11 protein-coding genes are annotated in these 17,096 nt (G+C 54.8%); 1 reads left to right on the forward strand and 10 read right to left on the reverse strand.

Translation table 11 applies throughout. The features are described 5' to 3' along the window. Positions 1-162: 162 nt before the first annotated feature. The 6 genes from alaS to ACUHMQ_RS17930 all read right to left on the reverse strand — a co-directional run bounded on the left by alaS (position 163) and on the right by ACUHMQ_RS17930 (position 9,353). Positions 163-2,790 carry an alanine--tRNA ligase gene (gene alaS / locus ACUHMQ_RS17905; protein WP_445296825.1) on the reverse strand — a complete coding sequence of 876 codons (2,628 nt, stop codon included), beginning with the start codon at positions 2,788-2,790 and terminating at the stop codon, positions 163-165. A 314-nt stretch (positions 2,791-3,104) separates the two neighbouring features. Then, complete coding sequence (locus ACUHMQ_RS17910; protein WP_445296826.1) at positions 3,105-5,189, reverse strand: prolyl oligopeptidase family serine peptidase; 2,085 nt, start codon at positions 5,187-5,189, stop codon at positions 3,105-3,107. A 156-nt stretch (positions 5,190-5,345) separates the two neighbouring features. Next, positions 5,346-5,714, reverse strand: coding sequence for a VanZ family protein (locus ACUHMQ_RS17915; RefSeq protein ID WP_445296827.1), 369 nt, complete (start codon positions 5,712-5,714; stop codon positions 5,346-5,348). Next, positions 5,707-6,159, reverse strand: coding sequence for a recombination regulator RecX (gene recX, locus ACUHMQ_RS17920; protein ID WP_445296828.1), 453 nt, complete (start codon positions 6,157-6,159; stop codon positions 5,707-5,709). Before recX ends, ACUHMQ_RS17915 begins: the two co-directional genes overlap by 8 nt. Positions 6,160-6,314: 155 nt before the next feature. Continuing rightward, positions 6,315-7,364 (reverse strand): recombinase RecA, encoded by a 1,050-nt coding sequence (gene recA, locus ACUHMQ_RS17925; protein ID WP_445296829.1) that lies wholly within the window; start codon positions 7,362-7,364, stop codon positions 6,315-6,317. A gap of 138 nt (positions 7,365-7,502) precedes the next feature. Continuing rightward, positions 7,503-9,353, reverse strand: a complete 1,851-nt coding sequence (locus ACUHMQ_RS17930; RefSeq protein ID WP_445296830.1) for a sensor histidine kinase — start codon at positions 9,351-9,353, stop codon at positions 7,503-7,505. Between the two features lie 113 nt (positions 9,354-9,466). On the opposite strand from ACUHMQ_RS17930, the gene ACUHMQ_RS17935 reads away from it, so the two are divergent. Next, positions 9,467-10,723, forward strand: coding sequence for a D-amino acid dehydrogenase (locus tag ACUHMQ_RS17935; RefSeq protein WP_445296831.1), 1,257 nt, complete (start codon positions 9,467-9,469; stop codon positions 10,721-10,723). 217 nt (positions 10,724-10,940) lie between these two features. On the opposite strand, the gene ACUHMQ_RS17940 is transcribed toward ACUHMQ_RS17935, so the two are convergent. The 4 genes from ACUHMQ_RS17940 to ACUHMQ_RS17955 form a co-directional block, all read right to left on the reverse strand. Further along, positions 10,941-12,761, reverse strand: a complete 1,821-nt coding sequence (locus ACUHMQ_RS17940; protein WP_445296832.1) for a M61 family metallopeptidase — start codon at positions 12,759-12,761, stop codon at positions 10,941-10,943. 102 nt (positions 12,762-12,863) lie between these two features. Then, a complete protein-coding gene (locus ACUHMQ_RS17945; protein ID WP_445296833.1) occupies positions 12,864-15,410 on the reverse strand; it encodes an alkaline phosphatase D family protein in 2,547 nt (848 codons plus the stop codon). 302 nt (positions 15,411-15,712) lie between these two features. Then, positions 15,713-16,126, reverse strand: coding sequence for an Hsp15 family ribosome-associated heat shock protein (locus ACUHMQ_RS17950; RefSeq protein ID WP_445296834.1), 414 nt, complete (start codon positions 16,124-16,126; stop codon positions 15,713-15,715). Then, positions 16,111-16,890, reverse strand: coding sequence for an SDR family NAD(P)-dependent oxidoreductase (locus tag ACUHMQ_RS17955; protein WP_445296835.1), 780 nt, complete (start codon positions 16,888-16,890; stop codon positions 16,111-16,113). The genes ACUHMQ_RS17950 and ACUHMQ_RS17955 overlap by 16 nt, the downstream gene beginning before the upstream one ends. Between the last annotated feature and the right edge of the window lie 206 nt (positions 16,891-17,096).

Here is a 17,096-nt window from a genome sequence, read left to right on the forward strand (position 1 = left end):
CCGAACTGAGCTAGGAGCTCGGCGGGAATTGCCGGCAATTCCACCGGCTTGGCTTTCGGTTTGCGAGGCATACATTCTCCTTGGGAGCATGATATGCCTTGAACACGAAATTACTGACAGACCCGTGTCGGCCTTTTGTTTATTCAAGCGAATACATCTCTCTTACTTGGCTTTAACCCAGTCGGCGACACCGGCTATAGCTGCAGGTAAGCCCGCAGCATTGGTACCACCAGCCATAGCCATATCTGGGCGACCACCGCCCTTGCCACCAACCTGCTGGGCGACAAAGTTCACCAGATCTCCAGCTTTGATCTTGCTGGTCAGGTCGGAAGTAACGCCTGCCACCAGAGCGACTTTGCCCTCAGATACCGAAGCCAGCACGATAGCGGCGCTGCCAAGCTTATCTTTCAGCTTATCGACCATCTCGCGCATGGCATTGTTGTCAGCGCCCTCCACGGTCGCTGCCAGTACTTTGATACCATTCACTTCGATAGCTTGTTCTTGCAGACTGTCGCCTGCATTAGCTGCCAGCTTGCCCTTAAGCTTGGCTAGTTCTTTCTCCAACATCTTTTGCTCGGACTGCAGTTTTTCCAGCTTACCGATCAAGTCACCGGCTTGGGCGCCAACTAGATGTGTAGCCGCTTTTAACTCTCTCTCCAGGTCTTGCACATAGATTAATGCACCAGCGCCTGTAACGGCTTCTACACGGCGGATACCTGCTGCGACACCGCCTTCGGCAATGATCTTAAAGAAACCGATATCACCGGTACGGTGAACATGGGTACCACCGCATAACTCAGTAGAGAAGTTACCCATTTTCAAAACACGCACCTCTTCGCCATATTTTTCGCCGAAGAGCGCCATTGCACCGGCTTTAAGCGCTTCATCCTGCTTCATGATGGTGGCGCTTACCTCGTAGTTCTGTGCGATCACATGATTGACCACCGCTTCGATCTTGGCGATTTCTTCAGCAGTGACAGCATGGGTATGCGCAAAGTCAAAACGTGTGCGTTCATCATTGACCAGAGAGCCCTTCTGCTGCACATGCGTACCGAGCACTTCGCGCAGCGCTGCATGTAACAGGTGAGTAGCCGAATGATTACGCGCAGTTGCCAGCCGCTTATGCAAGTCGATGGTGGCGGTAACCGCATCACCCAGTCGCAAGGTGCCGCGCACCAGTTTGCCTTGATGGCCGAATACGGCAGCTTTCACCTTCTGCGTATCCAAGACATCAAATAACGCATCGATACCACCAGCGGCAATGATTTCACCACAGTCACCAACTTGGCCCCCACCTTCAGCGTAAAAAGCGGTGTTGTCGAGTACAACCACGCCGTCTTCGCCAGCTTGCAAGGCGTCTACCGCTACGCCACTTCGATACAGCGCCAGTACACGCGCTTCAGTACTGTTGCTGGTGTAGCCTTCGAAGATGGTATCGTTACCGTTGTATTCCACATTGGCTGTCGCATTGAATTTACCAGCAGCACGACCACGCTCCTGCTCTTCTGCAAGCTCGCGTTCATAACCTGCCATATCCAGCTCCAGCTGGCGTTCACGACAGATATCGGCAGTCAGGTCGATGGGGAATCCGTAAGTGCTATGCAAAGTGAAAGCGGTTTTTCCATCCAATACTTTCTTGCCACCCTCCAAAGATTTTTCCAGCAAAGCCATGCCGATATCGAGTGTACGGGCGAACTGCTCTCCTTCGGCTTTCAGCGCGGTGGTAATACGATCTTTCCCTTCCACCAGCTGTGGATAGGCATCGCCCATCAGAAGGGCCAAATCTGCCACCAGTTTGTGAAAGAACAAGCCCTTTTGGCCGAGCTTATAACCATGGCGGACTGCACGACGGACGATACGGCGCAGCACATAGCCGCGCCCCTCATTGGAAGGCAGCACGCCATCGGCAACCAGGAAGGCGCAGGCACGGATATGATCGGCGATCACTTTTAGCGATGGCACATCCTGGCTATAAGCTACCCCGGTTTCCCGAGCGGCTGCTTTGACCAGACCGGCCAAGATATCAGTTTCGTAGTTGGACTTGACGTGTTGCAGTACGGTGGAAAGCCGTTCCAGCCCCATGCCGGTATCAACAGAAGGCTTGGGCAATGGATGTAATACACCGGCTTCATCACGGTTGAACTGCATGAACACGTTGTTCCAGATCTCCATGAAACGATCGCCGTCTTCATCTGGGCTGCCTGGCGGGCCGCCCGCGACTTCTGGGCCGTGATCGTAGAAGATTTCAGTACATGGGCCGCATGGGCCGGTATCGCCCATTGTCCAGAAGTTGTCGCTGGCGTATGGCGCACCTTTATTGTCGCCAATACGAACGATTCTCTCAGCAGGCAGGCCAACCTGCTTGTGCCAGATATCATATGCCTCGTCATCTGTCGCGTAGACAGTGACCATCAGCTTGTCTTTGGGCAGGTTCAACCATTGGGGACTGGTGAGAAATTCCCAGGCAAAGGTAATGGCGTCGCGCTTGAAGTAGTCCCCGAAGCTGAAATTACCCAGCATTTCAAAGAAAGTGTGATGGCGCGCGGTATAACCGACGTTTTCCAAGTCGTTGTGTTTTCCGCCGGCACGCAGGCATTTCTGGCTGGTTGTGGCACGGGTGTAGCCCCGTTTTTCAAAGCCGAGGAAGACATCCTTGAATTGCACCATGCCGGCCACAGTGAACATGATGGTCGGGTCGTTGCCCGGAACAAGCGGGCTTGAAGCGACGATCTGGTGGTCCTTGCTTTCAAAAAAGCTGAGGAATTTCTGGCGGATTTCTGCGGTACGCATGACGAGGATGATCCGTGCGGGAAGTCAAAAAATAGCCGCTAATTATGCCCGAAACTGCTGCTTTGGCGGAGGCTACAGCATGATCATGTGGTGTATGTATTTGTTTTATGTGTGTTACTGAATCTTGAAGCGTTCCAATAAACAGCAATTGGACATGAAAAAGCCGGCCATATGGCCGGCCAGGTGACATGTGTAATTAGAGTCGCTAACAAAACCCAGCGAAGCGATTCTGGCTAGGCGCGCAAGCGTGGACAGTACGTGTGTACGGCAAGCTTGCGCAACAACGCCAGAAGGGTTTCGTTAGGGACTCTTAGTTAGTTCAACGTTTTCCAAAGAAAGCTGTATTCAAGTGCGGTCATATCAGCTTTTTGCCGGTTGTCTGCTGCACCTGCGTGACCCCCTTCAATGTTTTCGTAGTACCAGGCATTCTTGATACCCATGTTTTGCATCTTGGCCATCATCTTGCGGGCATGTCCGGGATGGACGCGATCGTCACGGGTTGACGTAGTGAAGAGAACATTGGGGTACTTCACCCCTGCTTTTATGTTGTGATAGGGCGAAAATTTGCGGATGTATTGCCATTCAGATGCGACATCCGGGTTGCCGAACTCGCCCATCCAGGATGCACCTGCCAGCAGCTGGTTGTAGCGGCGCATATCCAGCAGTGGAACTTGGCAGACTACGGCACCAAAGAGGTCAGGGCGCTGGGTCAGCATCACACCCATCAGCAGACCCCCATTACTGCCGCCCATGATGCCGAGCTTCTTGGGTTGGGTGATCTTGCGTGCGATCAGGTCTTCCGCAACGGCAGCAAAATCGTCGTAAGCTTTCTGGCGGTGCTGCTTTAATGCGGCTTGATGCCAGCGTGGGCCGAACTCACCGCCTCCGCGGATATTCGCCACGACATACACGCCACCCTTTTCGAGCCACGCTTTGCCGGCACCTGCTGAATACCATGGAGTCAGGCTGACTTCAAAACCGCCATAGCCATAGAGCAAGGTGGGATTGTTACCATCCAGTTTCATGTCCCTGTTTTTGACAATGAAATAGGGAACTTGGACACCATCCTTGGACTTGGCTTCGTACTGGGCAATCTCGAAGTGGCTGGCATCGAAGAATGCCGGGCGTTGCTTGAGCAATTCGTGATCATCGCTACCGGCTTGCCCCAGGTAGAGTGAGTCGGGTGTGAGGAAGTCGACATGGGTCAGGAAATACTCATCAGAGCCGTCTTCGTCTATGCCAATCACACCAAGGCTGCCAAATGCTGGTGCGGTAACATTACGTGAGGTCCACTTACCGGCATCGAATTGCCATTCAATGATGCGGCCCTTCACTTTATCCAGCGTGCTCAACAGAACATAGTTCTTGGTAAAGCTGACCCCATCGCGTTCCAAAGCGGTTGTTGCAGTAGGCGTGAACAAGGAGGTGAATTGACGTTGACCGGCTTGGAAAGCCTTGAAATCAGTAGCTAGCAGACTACCTGCTGGCCATGTCTGGTCACCTATACGCCATGGCTTACGCAGGTGGACCAGTATCTGGGGACCGAAAAAGCTGACTTTGGCATCATCTGGTACTGCAATCCGACTCAGCTTGCCCCCCTCGCGTAACCACGTCTCGCTGGTGTAGAAGGTCAACCCGCGTTCCACGACTTCATATCGATAACCGGTACGTTCCAATACATTGGCTGAAACTGAGATGTCAGCCTTTTGGCCTTCGTACACGGTCTTGGCTGCGCTGAGGGGAGCACCACGCTCCCAGAGCTTGACGATTCTTGGATAGCCAGAATCGGTTTGTGACCCCGGCCCAAAGTCGGTGCCGACGAATATGGCATTGGCACTTTGCCAACTGACGCTGGTTTTGGCCTCCGGCAGGGTGAAGCCATCTTTTACAAAAGACTTGCTGGCAATATCGAACTCACGCACTACGACAGCATCGGCGCCGCCACGAGAGAGTTCAATCAAGCAACGATCGTAGTTTGGGTAGCGGCAATTGCTGTTCTTGAAGACCCAGTTTTCATTTTCTTCGCGTGCCAAAGCATCAAGGTCGAGTACGGTTTCCCATTTTGGTTCTGCAGCCTTATAGCTTGCCATTGTTGTACGACGCCAGACACCCCGTGGATGCTCTGCATCGCGCCAGAAGTTGTAGTAATAGTCACCCAGCTTGCTGACATAGGGGATACGTGCCTTGGAATCGAGTATGTCGAGAATTTGGCTACGTAAAGCTGCATAGCTTGGTTCCTGTTCCAGCATGCCACGGCTGATGGCATTCTGTGCTTTTACCCACTCCAGTGACTTGGTACCGCCAACCTCTTCGAGCCATTGGTAGGTGTCGGATTGTTTAGCTGCCTGCACGTTGAGCACCATGGTGGCTAGAAGCAGTGATAACAATGGTTTTTTCATGTCTCTCCCTATTCTTGGAATTTGTTCGAAGTCTCGTGCGTTGCTGCGAGACGAAGCAGAAACAACAACGGGTGCGATGCCTGCATGGCGTAAGGTGGGGCTCTGCAGACGTTTTCAGCGCAGTATCGCTGACCTAGGGGAGACAGTGAATAACTTCTAGGGGTGGACAGTGACTTTGATACGCGAATGCAGCAGCCAAGCCACTAGTAGGCCAAGTAAGCAGCCGGTGCTATTAGCCAACATGTCGAGTGGGTCAAAACTTCGGTATGGGGTTAAAGCCTGCAAGCACTCGATAAGTACCCCAAAAGCACTACCCACGAGAAAGACTATCCAAGGACGCCTTGGCAGATTGAGCGACCACCAAGTACTTAATACGGAGTAGCCGAGCAGGTGAGCGAGCTTGTCGCTGTTAGGGGCATCAGGTAGAGGGGGATTGGGCATGAGGGAGCCGATGAAAATAGCAGCAATCATCAGTAGGCCGACAACCAAGCCCAGTTTGCGTGGAATCATAAGCGTCTTATTCATTGTCCGACACCGAGAGCACTCGGCGTATTGTGTCATAAGCAAAGCCACGACTCTGTAAAAAGCGTGCTTGCCGTGCACGTTCATCCGCATCCTGCGGCAGTGTACGGAACTTCTTTTGCCACACGGCTTTTGCCCGACTCAGCTCACTCTCTACGGGGGGTATTTCAGCCATGGCAGTTTGGATTACATCATCCGCAATGCCGCGTTCTCTTAATTCGTTCTCCAATCGATATCGACCAAATCGATTTGCATAGGTTTCAACATAAGCATGGGCAAAGCGTAAATCCGATAACCAGCCACGCGTTGTCAACTCATCCAGCAGCATCTCGAGTTCAGCACGGTCAATATCCTGCTGACTAAGCTTGCGGTACAGCTCCTGTCTTGAATATTCGCGTCGGGCCAGCAGGGCCATGGCTTTGTCACGTATGGTTTCGGTATTGGGCATAAGAAGGGCAAGAATAAAAAACGCCACCCGCACGGGGTGGCGTTTGGGCCGTTGAATACAAAGCCTGTTCTCGATCTGTCACGAGCAACTGTCAGCAGGGTGAAGCGCAACACATAAGCTCTAATCTCGGCCGCGCAACAGACATGAACGGGTTTTTAGATTTCTTCGGGCATTTCTTCCGCATTACTTGGCTCACTACCAACCGGTAATGGGGAGTTGATGCCCACAGCAGCACGAATCTTGGCTTCGATTTCACGGGCGATAGCAGGGTTCTCACGCAGATATTCACGAGCGTTGTCCTTGCCCTGGCCGATCTTATTACCTTGATAGGCGTACCATGCGCCGGATTTGTCCACCAGCTTGTGCTGGACACCCATTTCGACGATCTCACCTTCACGCGAAATGCCCTGGCCATACAGGATATCGAAGTGGGCCTCGCGGAACGGGGGAGATACCTTGTTCTTTACCACCTTGACGCGTGTTTCGTTACCAACGACTTCTTCACCCTTCTTGATACCGCCAATGCGGCGGATATCGAGACGGACAGAAGCGTAGAACTTGAGCGCATTCCCGCCAGTGGTGGTTTCCGGGCTGCCGAACATCACACCGATCTTCATACGGATCTGGTTGATGAAAATCACCAGTGTATTGGTACGTTTGATATTGGCTGTCAGTTTACGAAGCGCCTGGGACATCAGGCGGGCTTGCAAGCCCACATGGCTGTCACCCATTTCCCCTTCGATTTCGGCTTTGGGCACCAAGGCGGCGACCGAGTCGACCACGATGATGTCCACACTACCCGAACGTACCAGCATGTCGGCGATTTCTAGGGCCTGTTCACCAGTATCGGGTTGCGAAATAAGCATATCGCCTACATTCACGCCGAGTTTGCCGGCGTACACGGGGTCGAGCGCGTTTTCTGCATCGATATAGGCCGCTACGCCGCCAAGCTTCTGCATCTCGGCAACCGCCTGTAGGCACAGCGTGGTCTTACCAGATGACTCTGGGCCATAGATTTCGATGATACGGCCCCGAGGCAAGCCACCCACACCAAGCGCGAGATCCAAGCCTAGCGAACCTGTCGAGACGACCTGCAGATCGTTCTCGATCTGGCCTTCGCCCATCTTCATGATGGAGCCTTTACCAAATTGTTTTTCAATCTGCGCTAGCGCGGCGGCCAACGCCTTGCTTTTGTTATCGTCCATGTTTCAGTTTCCTTGGCATTTGGAGAACGTTCGTTCTCTTGTCGAGTCGGGCGCACTATAGCACAAGCATTTATCTTGTGAAGTGCGCAGATGACCCTAAAGCGGAAATTGTTGATGTGTTTATTTACAATCAAACACTTAGCTTGTTCCATTTTCTGCCTGGCGTGGCAGCGTGAAGTAAAAACTGGCCCCCTGGCCTTGCGTGCCCTTGGCCCAGATTTTACCGTGATGACGGTTGATAATCCGTTGAACAATCGCAAGTCCTACACCGTTTCCTTCGAATTCCTGCGCGTTATGCAGACGTTGGAACGCGCCGAACAGTTTGTCGGCGTAGGTCATATCAAAGCCAGCACCGTTGTCCGATACGTAAAAGGCATTCTGACCATCGATATGGGTAGCGCCGAACTTGATCTCGGCACTTGGGGTCTTGGCAGTGAACTTCCAGGCATTGGATAGCAGGTTCTGCAATGCAACGCGTATCAGTTTAGGATCGGCCTCGGTAACCAGATTCGGCATGATATTGAGTGCCACCTGACGTTTCGGCTCGCTGCTTTCGAGTTCCTGCAGGATATCGATAGCGATCTCTGAAAGATTGACCGGCTGGGTCTTGATTTCACTACGGGTGAGCTTGGATAGATTGAGCAGGTCGTCAATCAGGTTGGACATGTTCTGCGTGGCGCGGCGGATACGAGCCAGATATTGCCGGCCAGCATCGTCAAGTTTATCCGCGTAGTCTTCCAACAGCACTTGTGAGAACCCATCGACGCTACGTAATGGCGCACGCAAGTCATGGGAAACCGAGTAGGAAAAGGCTTCCAATTCCTTATTTGCGGCAGCCAGCGCCTTGGTGCGCTGTTCGACCAGTTCTTCCAGGTGGTTGCGATAGTGGTTCAGCTCGATTTCCGTTGTCTTACGTGCGGAGATGTCGATCAGATACCCCTGCAGGTGTCGCTCGCCGGCATCATCGGGGATGACGGTGGCGATCAACATGACCCAGACCTGACGGTTATCATTGCCCAGCAGTCGGCATTCGAACTCGATGGGGCGGTCGATGTCCTGTGCTTCAGTAAACAGCTTGTAGGCCAGATGACGGTCGTCCTGGTGCAGGTAGCTGCTCAGGAAGCCTTCGCTGTACCAGATATGCAGCGGGTAGCCCAACAGCACTTCAGCCTGAGGCCCGACATAGGTAAAGCGCCATTCGGATGGGTTGGCTTCCCACGGCACAACATTGGTGGATTCGACCAGACGGCGGTAGCGGTCTTCGCTGGCGCGTAACGCTTGCTCGATTTGCCGTCGTTGCTGAATGTCGGCTTCCAACTCATGGTTTTTGCTTTCCAACTCGCCAAACAGGCTGTGCAGCGACTGGCGTGTGATTTCCAGGCTTTGGCCGAGCTTGCCGATCTCATCCTGGCGTTTCCATTCAAATGGGGTCGACAGCTCACGCTTCGCGAGCCGGATTGACTCCGCCATCAGCCGTTGCAACGGGTTCAACACGCGGCTTTGCAGCAGCAACAGGATAAGCGCGGGGCTGATAGCCAGCTGGATGGCAGCAGTGATGATGGAGTAAAGCTGGTACTGGTGGATGGAGTCCAAAGCCGCGCCATCGTGCATTTCAACCGTCACCTTGCCGATGACATTCCCTTGCTTTCTTACATCCCGTGGAATGATCCGAAGTTTGCCCTGGCGCCGTTCCGGCTGGTTGCGTTCAAGAAAAGTCCCCAGTGTGGCGTCCTGCACACTGACCCGCACGATGCGGGTGTCACTCATCACAGAATCAAGTAGTGGTTTGCCGGTATCGGGTGAAAGATTCCACAGGGGCTCCTGCATACCGAGCACAAGAATATCGGTGATACGCTTATGGTCTTCTTCCAGGTTCTTGAGTAGGGCATTTTCTTGCCGTTGGATACTCAAAAGATTGATGAAAATACTCGGCACCATAAGCCCGGTCAGAATCGCCAGGATGACGGCGGTACGCAGGGTTAAAGTCATGGAAAGCGTATCCCTGTGATTTTTGTTGGATAATTGCCGCTTGTAGATATCTGCCTATTATTAGGCTCAGTCGGATGCGATGCAAACGGCATTGTGGCGAAAAGGAGAAGTACTTGAGAGTCCTGATCCTCGGGGCAGGCATTACCGGCGTAAGTTCAGCTTGGTTTTTGCGCGAAGCGGGTTTCGAAGTAACAGTGTTGGACAGGCAACCAGAAGCCGCACTGGAGACCAGTTTTGCCAATGGCGGCCAGATTTCCGTGTCCCAGTCCGAACCTTGGGCAAATCCTGATGCGCCTTTGAAAGTACTCAAATGGCTTTGGCATGATGATTCACCTCTGTTGTTCCGGCCACGGTTCGATTTGCGCCAGTGGGCCTGGGGAGCACAATTCCTGCGCGAGTGTCTGCCAAGCCGTACCACACGTAATATCGTACAGATGGTCAATCTGGGCCTTTATAGTCGTACCACGTTGCAAGCACTACGCGCCAGTGCTGGCATCCAGTATGACCAGTCCAGCCGGGGCATTTTACAAATATTCTTCGACCAGCAGGCATTTGATGCGGCAGCCGAAGCTTCTGCGCTCATGCGCCAATTCCAATGCAACCGTGAAGCGATAACGCGTGAACGGGCTGTGGAGCTTGAACCCGCTCTGGCCATGCTCGGGTCACGTCTGGCTGGCGCTACCTGGGCGCAGGACGATGAATCTGGCGATGCACGCCTCTTTACGCAAAGTTTGGCCAGGCTAGCAGCAGACCGTGGCGTTGAGTTTCAGTTCAATACCTGCATTCGCGCTTTGTTGTCAGAAGGCGGAGAGATCTCGGGTGTACGGGTACGTACCTGCGAAAGTGGTGAGCAAGTCTTGAAGGCGGATGTCTATCTGCTGTGTATGGGAAGCTACAGTCCGCTGCTGGCTGCCCCCTTGGGATTGTATCTGCCGATCTACCCCACCAAGGGTTATTCGGCCACGATGTCGACCGAAGGGTATGAAGGTGCGCCCAGCGTCAGCATTACTGATGACGCCATGAAGATGGTCTACACCCGCCTGGGCGACAGAATCCGTATTGCCGGCACGGCAGAGCTCGATGGTTACAGCACCGAACTCAATCCTGTGCGTTGCCAAGCTTTGATCAAGCGCTACTTCGAGCTGTTCCCAAATTCCGCAGACCCAAATTCCGTACAGTTCTGGACTGGACTTCGTCCATCCACACCATCGAATGTGCCCTTGATAGGCCGCTCGCGCATACCCAATCTCTACCTCAATACCGGTCACGGCACCTTGGGTTGGACTGAAGGACCAGGTTCAGGCAAGGCAGTGGCTGAGCTGATTGCCGGTCGCAAGCCAGAGTTGGATTTCAGTTTCCTGGGAACTTGATAAGGGCACAGATTATAAGAAAACGGGCTGCGCGCCCTGCTGACAACTACTCACGACAGATCGTAAGCAGGTTCTTAGGGACCTATTCAAAGTCTCGCGAGCTATAGCAAGACAAGGCGAAAACACCCGAGGAAGCGGAGTTTACAAGTGGTAAATGAGCATTCCGAGGGTGTTTTCAACGCCGTATTGCTGACGCGCAGCAGACTTGGAACAGGTTCTAGGCGTTCAACCATGCGCGCCGCGCCGCCACTTTGACAGCATCGGTCTCATCCCGCTTCAATCCCACGCTGTCAGTCGGTGCAGCGTCGAGCTTGAGTTTGAACTGCATCAGCTCATCACGGCGGAAAGCCAATACATCGAATTTATCTCCCGGTTTTGCTGTGGCCAACGCTGTTTCAAGATTGGCGGCCGTGGCTTTGAGGCCATTGATGGCGACCAGCACGTCGCCTGCGCTCAGGCCGGCATGTTGTGCAGGTCCGTCGGTGAAGACATGGGTCAGTTTCACCAACGCGCCGTCACTGCCGGTTCGCGCGCCGAGCCATACGCCGGTTGGCTTGATCTTGTCCAGCCAGCCACCCTTGTCGCCATTTCCTACCGGGCTACGCGCCTGCCATTGAATGCCGACGCTGGCCAGCATCTCAGCCAGCGGCAATGTTTCGGTACTGCGAAGGAAACGGTCGAACAAAGGCTTCAGATCCACGCCCGTCACTTCTTCCGCTACGGTCTCCCAGGCATCTTCCGGTACACCTACCGGCTTGCCGGCATAGAAGTCACGGCCATAGCGTTGCCATAGGGCCAGCATGACATCGTCGAGGCTGCGTTTGCCCTGGGTTTCCTTGCGGATATGCAGGTCGAGGCACAAGCCGGCCAACGCGCCCTTGGTGTAATAGCTGACACCGCTGTTCAGGCTGTTTTCGTCCTGACGGTAGTATTTGATCCAGGTATCGAAGCTGGATTCGGCCAAGGTCTGCACTTCACGGCCCGGTGTACGCATCACACCGGTGATGGTCTGCGAGAGCAATTCCAGGTAGCTGTCGGCATCTATTACCCCTGTACGGACCAAGGTCAGGTCATCGTAATAGCTCGTCAGCCCTTCAAAGGCCCACAGAAGCCGGGAATAAGCTTCGCCATCGGCCGGGTAGGGTGCATAGGCAGCGGGTTTTATGCGCTTCACATTCCAGCTGTGGAAGTACTCGTGCGAAATCAAACCCAGGTACTGGCGATAACCGTTCTTCATGCTGGTTTCGCCATCCTTGGGCAGGTCCTCCCTGGCGCACATCAGGGCAGTGGAGGCACGATGTTCCAGCCCGCCGTATCCTTCGCCACTGACGAAGGTCATGAAGACATAACGGTCGAAGGGGGCGGGTTCGCCAAACATGCGGATCTGATGCTCGCAAATCTTCTTGGTATCGCGTGCGAGGCGTTTGGAGTCGAGCTTGGGCAAGCGGCCGGAAAGTACGAAGTCGTGCGGTACGCCACACGCCTTGAACTGGATCAGAGTAAAGTCACCGATTTCAACCGGGTGATCGATCAACTCGTCGTAATTGCTGGCGCGATAGCTGCCAAACGCATAGGGCTTGGCCTTGTGTGCAGGCAGGCTGGTGGCAACCCGCCATTCCCGGTATGCCTTGCCGCTGGGGGCGACGATATCAACTTCCACCGGCTGGTCCTGCTGACCGTCGACCGCCAGAAACACGCTGCTGCCATTGAAGAAGGCACGGGTCTGGTCGAGGTAGGCAGTACGTACCGACAAGTCATAGCCATACACGGTATAGCGAACTGTCACAGCGCCCTGTGCAGGGGCCAGCTGCCAGTGGTTCTTGTCGGTTTTCTCGATCGCAATTTCACCGCGCTCGTCTTCAGCACGGATGCTGACTATATGTTTGGCGAATTCGCGGATCAGATAGGAGCCCGGAATCCAGACCGGCAGACTCAAGACCTGACCGGCAGGGTCAGGCTGGGCAATGTTGAGTCGGACTTCAAACAAATGGGCTTCGGGCGAAGCAGCGGAAATGCGGTAGTGAATGGCGGGCTTCATCGCAGCACTCGATGGCGGGAAAGCCGCGCAGTCTACGCCGCTGTTCTGGCAAGCAAAAGCCCCGCAAGCTGCGGGGCTATGGTGATGCAAACAAGGTGTGGTTTAGCCCAGTGCGATTGCCGCAACATCCTTCTGAACTGTCGCTACCACGCTGTTGGCGATGATGGTGTCAGGTGCGGTATTGCCGACCAGTTTATTGACCTGCTTGAATTCACAGGTGAGCGCATCGGGTGTGACAGTAACCACTGCATACCCTTGTGCATCGGTATTGGCGAGTTTTAGCCACGGGTTGCTGTTCAGGCCCGCCAAGGCTTGCGCCAGCGGCAGAAGCTGGCTGTTGAAGCCGGCATCGGCTTGCAGGCCGGTAAGCACCGCGGTCGTAGCGGCATCGAGCTGTACTTCCGGTATGCCTTTACCGGCCAACATGCTACGCAGTTGCACGCGCAGGCCTTCGGCAAGGCTGGCGGCGGTAACTGTGCTTTTGCGCAAGGTGTGATCCAGCAGGTTTACATTCAGCGTCACCGCACCCAGGCCAGGAACAGGCACATTGAGCGGGTAGTACACCAGCGTGGCGAGCCTGTCTGAAACGCCGGATACAGCGTCTTTCAGGTAGTTGAAGAACGAATCCGAACTGACGCCTGCGGTTACCAGGTCCACCATCACCGGAGTGCTGGCGTTGCCTGCATCGTAGTTGTCGTGTACCGCACCGGCGTAGAAGGCATGGATATCGCCCGTCAACGCAACCACGTTCTTGATGTTGTTGCTGCTCAGGTGCTGCATGAGCGCCTTGCGTTCAGCATTAAAGCCATCCCATTGGTCGGCATTGAGCACAAACCGGGTAAAGAAGGGTGCAAGGCTGGCCTGCATGGCGGCGGGCACAAAGGCAGAGGTCTGCTTTTTGGCAGCAATATCTGTCTGGATGGCGGCAAGGACGGCATTGAGGCCGGTCTGGCCTGTTAAACCCTCGGCGATACGTAATGCTCCTGCTTGTTGTTGCTGGGCCGCGTTTGCGCCTGCGGCAGCAGTTGCTTTTACGGTATTGAATACAGTCACAGCCAAACCCGCTTGTTGTGCGGTCAGGCCAGCGCCAACAGCGGCGGCCAGCGTGTCGCCATTGGCGGCGTCGCTCATAGCAATGGCTGTAGCCCCACCCGCTGCTGTAGCATTGCTGGCGCCGGCGGCCACGGCTGCAACAATAGCGGCAGCGACTACCTGGTTATTACCCGCAACTGGGGCTGTGGTGGCGATATTGCTTGCCAGCGAAGGGATGACACTGAGTGCGACGAGGGTTGCAATGGCGTTGCTGCCATCAATGCCCATCTTGAGCAGGGAAACCTCGTTGCCCCATAGCTTCCAGGTAGCGGGCGAAGTCTGCATGGTCTTCTGCCACCAGTCACGCTGGGTCTTGCCCAGGATGGAGACATGGGCGAGTTCATCGCCTTGTGCTCTGCCGCTGGCCATCTTCAAGGTTTCGACAATGCCCAGCGTTTCCTGTGGCACCAGATAGCGGCTGCCAATCCTGCCTAACACCGCACCGGTGATCGGATTGGTGGTGGCCTCCGGGATCAGGTGGTCGCTGCGGTACAGGCGTTCGTCCGTCATCACCAGATGGGCAAGTTTGCCGAACTGCAGCTCGCGGTAGATGCGGATATTGAATACGCCTTCACGCTGGCTGGTACTGAAGTAGATATCGGCCGGCATGAACTCATACCAGGCCTGGCTTGCACTGCGGCGACGGGCTGGCTGGTGCTCGTTGTCACCCCCGGCGGCACTGGCTGTGCCATTGTTGTAGGTTTGGGCGTCGTTCCAGCAATCGTCGCTGAATTCGTGGTCGTCCCAGACGGCAATGAAAGAGAAGCGCTCATGCACAGCCTGTAAGCGGCTGTCGGTACGGTATTTCTTGTACAGGTAGCGGTAATCGGCCAAGGTCGTGGCGTACTTGGGTCCGTTTACCCCGTTCTTGAATGTGCCATTAGGCAATTGCAACGCATCGTGTCGGCTTTCCACTGCACCGATCTGGAAGTCCTCACCTACCGTCTCGTAGATGTAGTCGCCTAGGTGGACGACGAAGTCCAGGTTCTCGTTGGCGGCGATATGGGCATAGGCGCCCCAGTGGTTGATGCTCCAGTCCTGGCAGCTCAGAAAGGCAAACTTCAGTTGGGCAACATCGGCGTCCTTGGCGGGCGCGGTCTTAAAACAGCCAATCTTGGAGCGGGTATCGCCTGCGATGAACTGGTAGTAATAGGACTTGCCTGGGACCAGCCCGGTTACCTTATGACGAACCGTATGATCGAATTCCCTCAAGACAGGCACCATCGTGTCGAGCACCAAGCCGCCTGCAATGCCGGTATTGCCGCCCAGGGTGCTGGTATGGTCTGCCTCGCTGATCTGTAAGCGGATGGAGAAATCGGCTTCGTCACTGCTGGCAACAGGGTCCACACTGCTGGGCACGACGCGGGTCCACAGCATGATGCCGTCGGGCCGCGGGTCGCCCGATGCAATGCTTTGCGGGAATTGCCAATCTTTGCCTTTGGCTGCGACGGGAGCGGCGCTTGCGCTATCACTGTCGCTACCGCATCCGAACAAGCCCAAGCCGGCTACTGAGGCCGTGATAAAGCCGCCAGCTTTCAAAAACTGTCTTCTATCCATGCTTCTGTCTCACTCTCGTATTATTTTGAGGACCTGTTCCCGGCTGCGAAACCGGTGGCAGGTTGTAATCGATCACACCGGGTTGACGACGGATCGATCAAGCACATGCTTTGTGCTGTGCCGGGCGCAACTCTACCTTGTCGCCATGTCAGCCGCATTGCTGTTGTTGGCGATGTGTCGAAAAAACAGACTGTGTTGGGGAAGGGGATGAAGCAGTGTCGTGACGATACCAATCAAGACCTTATCTTTGATTGGGTGACTGGCCATGTAAAAGGCCGCTTTCGCGGCCTTTGAGTCAGTGCTCAGTTTTTAGCTTGTTTGCGTTCGAACTCATGCAACTGGCGTCGCCACTTCTTGGTCGGCCGGCCGCGTACATCAGGGTGGTCAAATACTGGAGCGAGTGCTTGGGCCTGTCTTTTTGCCTCGCGTGCCGCTTGGCTCGCTTCTGTTTCGCTGTATAGCTGGCGCGCCTCGCTAGCGGGCCCGCGTCGTTCGTCCAACTTTTGAACGATGATCACAAATTCACCGCTTGGACTGAGGATACGGAGCTGGTCACCCACCTTCACGTTGCGAGAAGGTTTGGCCCGCTCGTCATTCAGATGGACATGACCTGCGTCGATAGCGGTGCTGGCAAGGCTGCGCGTCTTGAAAAAGCGGGCAGCCCATAACCATTTGTCCAGCCGTACCAGGCTAGGTACGTTCAGCTGTTCGCCCATCCGGCACCTTGTTCGGGGTTGAAGCGCAGGGTTTCGCCCCGTACCGCACTGCCGGCGGAACCGATAAGCCATAGGAAGGCTGGGACCATATCGGCGGGCAAGGGCAGGGCATCCATGTCTTCAGCAGGATGGGTCTTGGTTCGGAAAGGGGTACGTACTGGGCCGGGGATCAGCAGATTGACGCGAGGCATAGGGTCTTTGTCCCATTCATCGGCGGTGATGGCAGCGAGTGCAGCCTGGCCTGCCCGGCTTGCAGCAAAGCCACCCCAGTAGGCTTTGGCATCGAAGGCGTGTTGTTCGCCAACAAAGATGATGCTGCTGTCCTTTGCGCGCTTGAGCAAGGGTAGGCAACTACGATTGATGGCGAAAGGCGCGGCAACGTTGACGCGGTACATATCCATCCATTCTTCCAGCTTCTGGTTGATCAGCGGTGAAAGATGGTTGAATCCGTTGGCACAGTGGACAATGCCATCGAGTCTGTCGAACTCCTTCCAGATGAGGTTGGCCAGATTGACGCAGTCCTGGTCGGTCATCTTGGCCATATCCAATGGAATAGCGGCAGGTTTGAGCCCGCCAGCGGCCTCAATGGCATCGTAGACTTTGGCTAGTTTCTTCTCGTTACGCCCAAGCAGGATTACAGTGGCGCCATGCGCGGCGAAAGCCATAGCAGCGGCTTCGCCCAAACCCTGGCCCGCACCGGTCACCAGAATGACGCGGTCTTTCAAATAATCGGCGGGGGCGGTGAAATCTTGCCAGGGCTGCATGGTCGGGTTCCCAGAGGGTGACGGTAAAATGGACTGGATCGAGTTTAACACGGGCACTACAGGCTTTCGGTCTGCCCTAAGAAGCTGTCTGGTTAATGTCTATCGTAGTTTGGCAAGTGTTATTTTTAGCATGGCGACGCGCACGAAATTCTCCGCTGTCGCCGTCAATACCTCGACATCTTTTGCTAGGCGGCGAAAGTTGCCCA

It is taken from the genome of Chitinimonas violaceus, assembly GCF_052601015.1.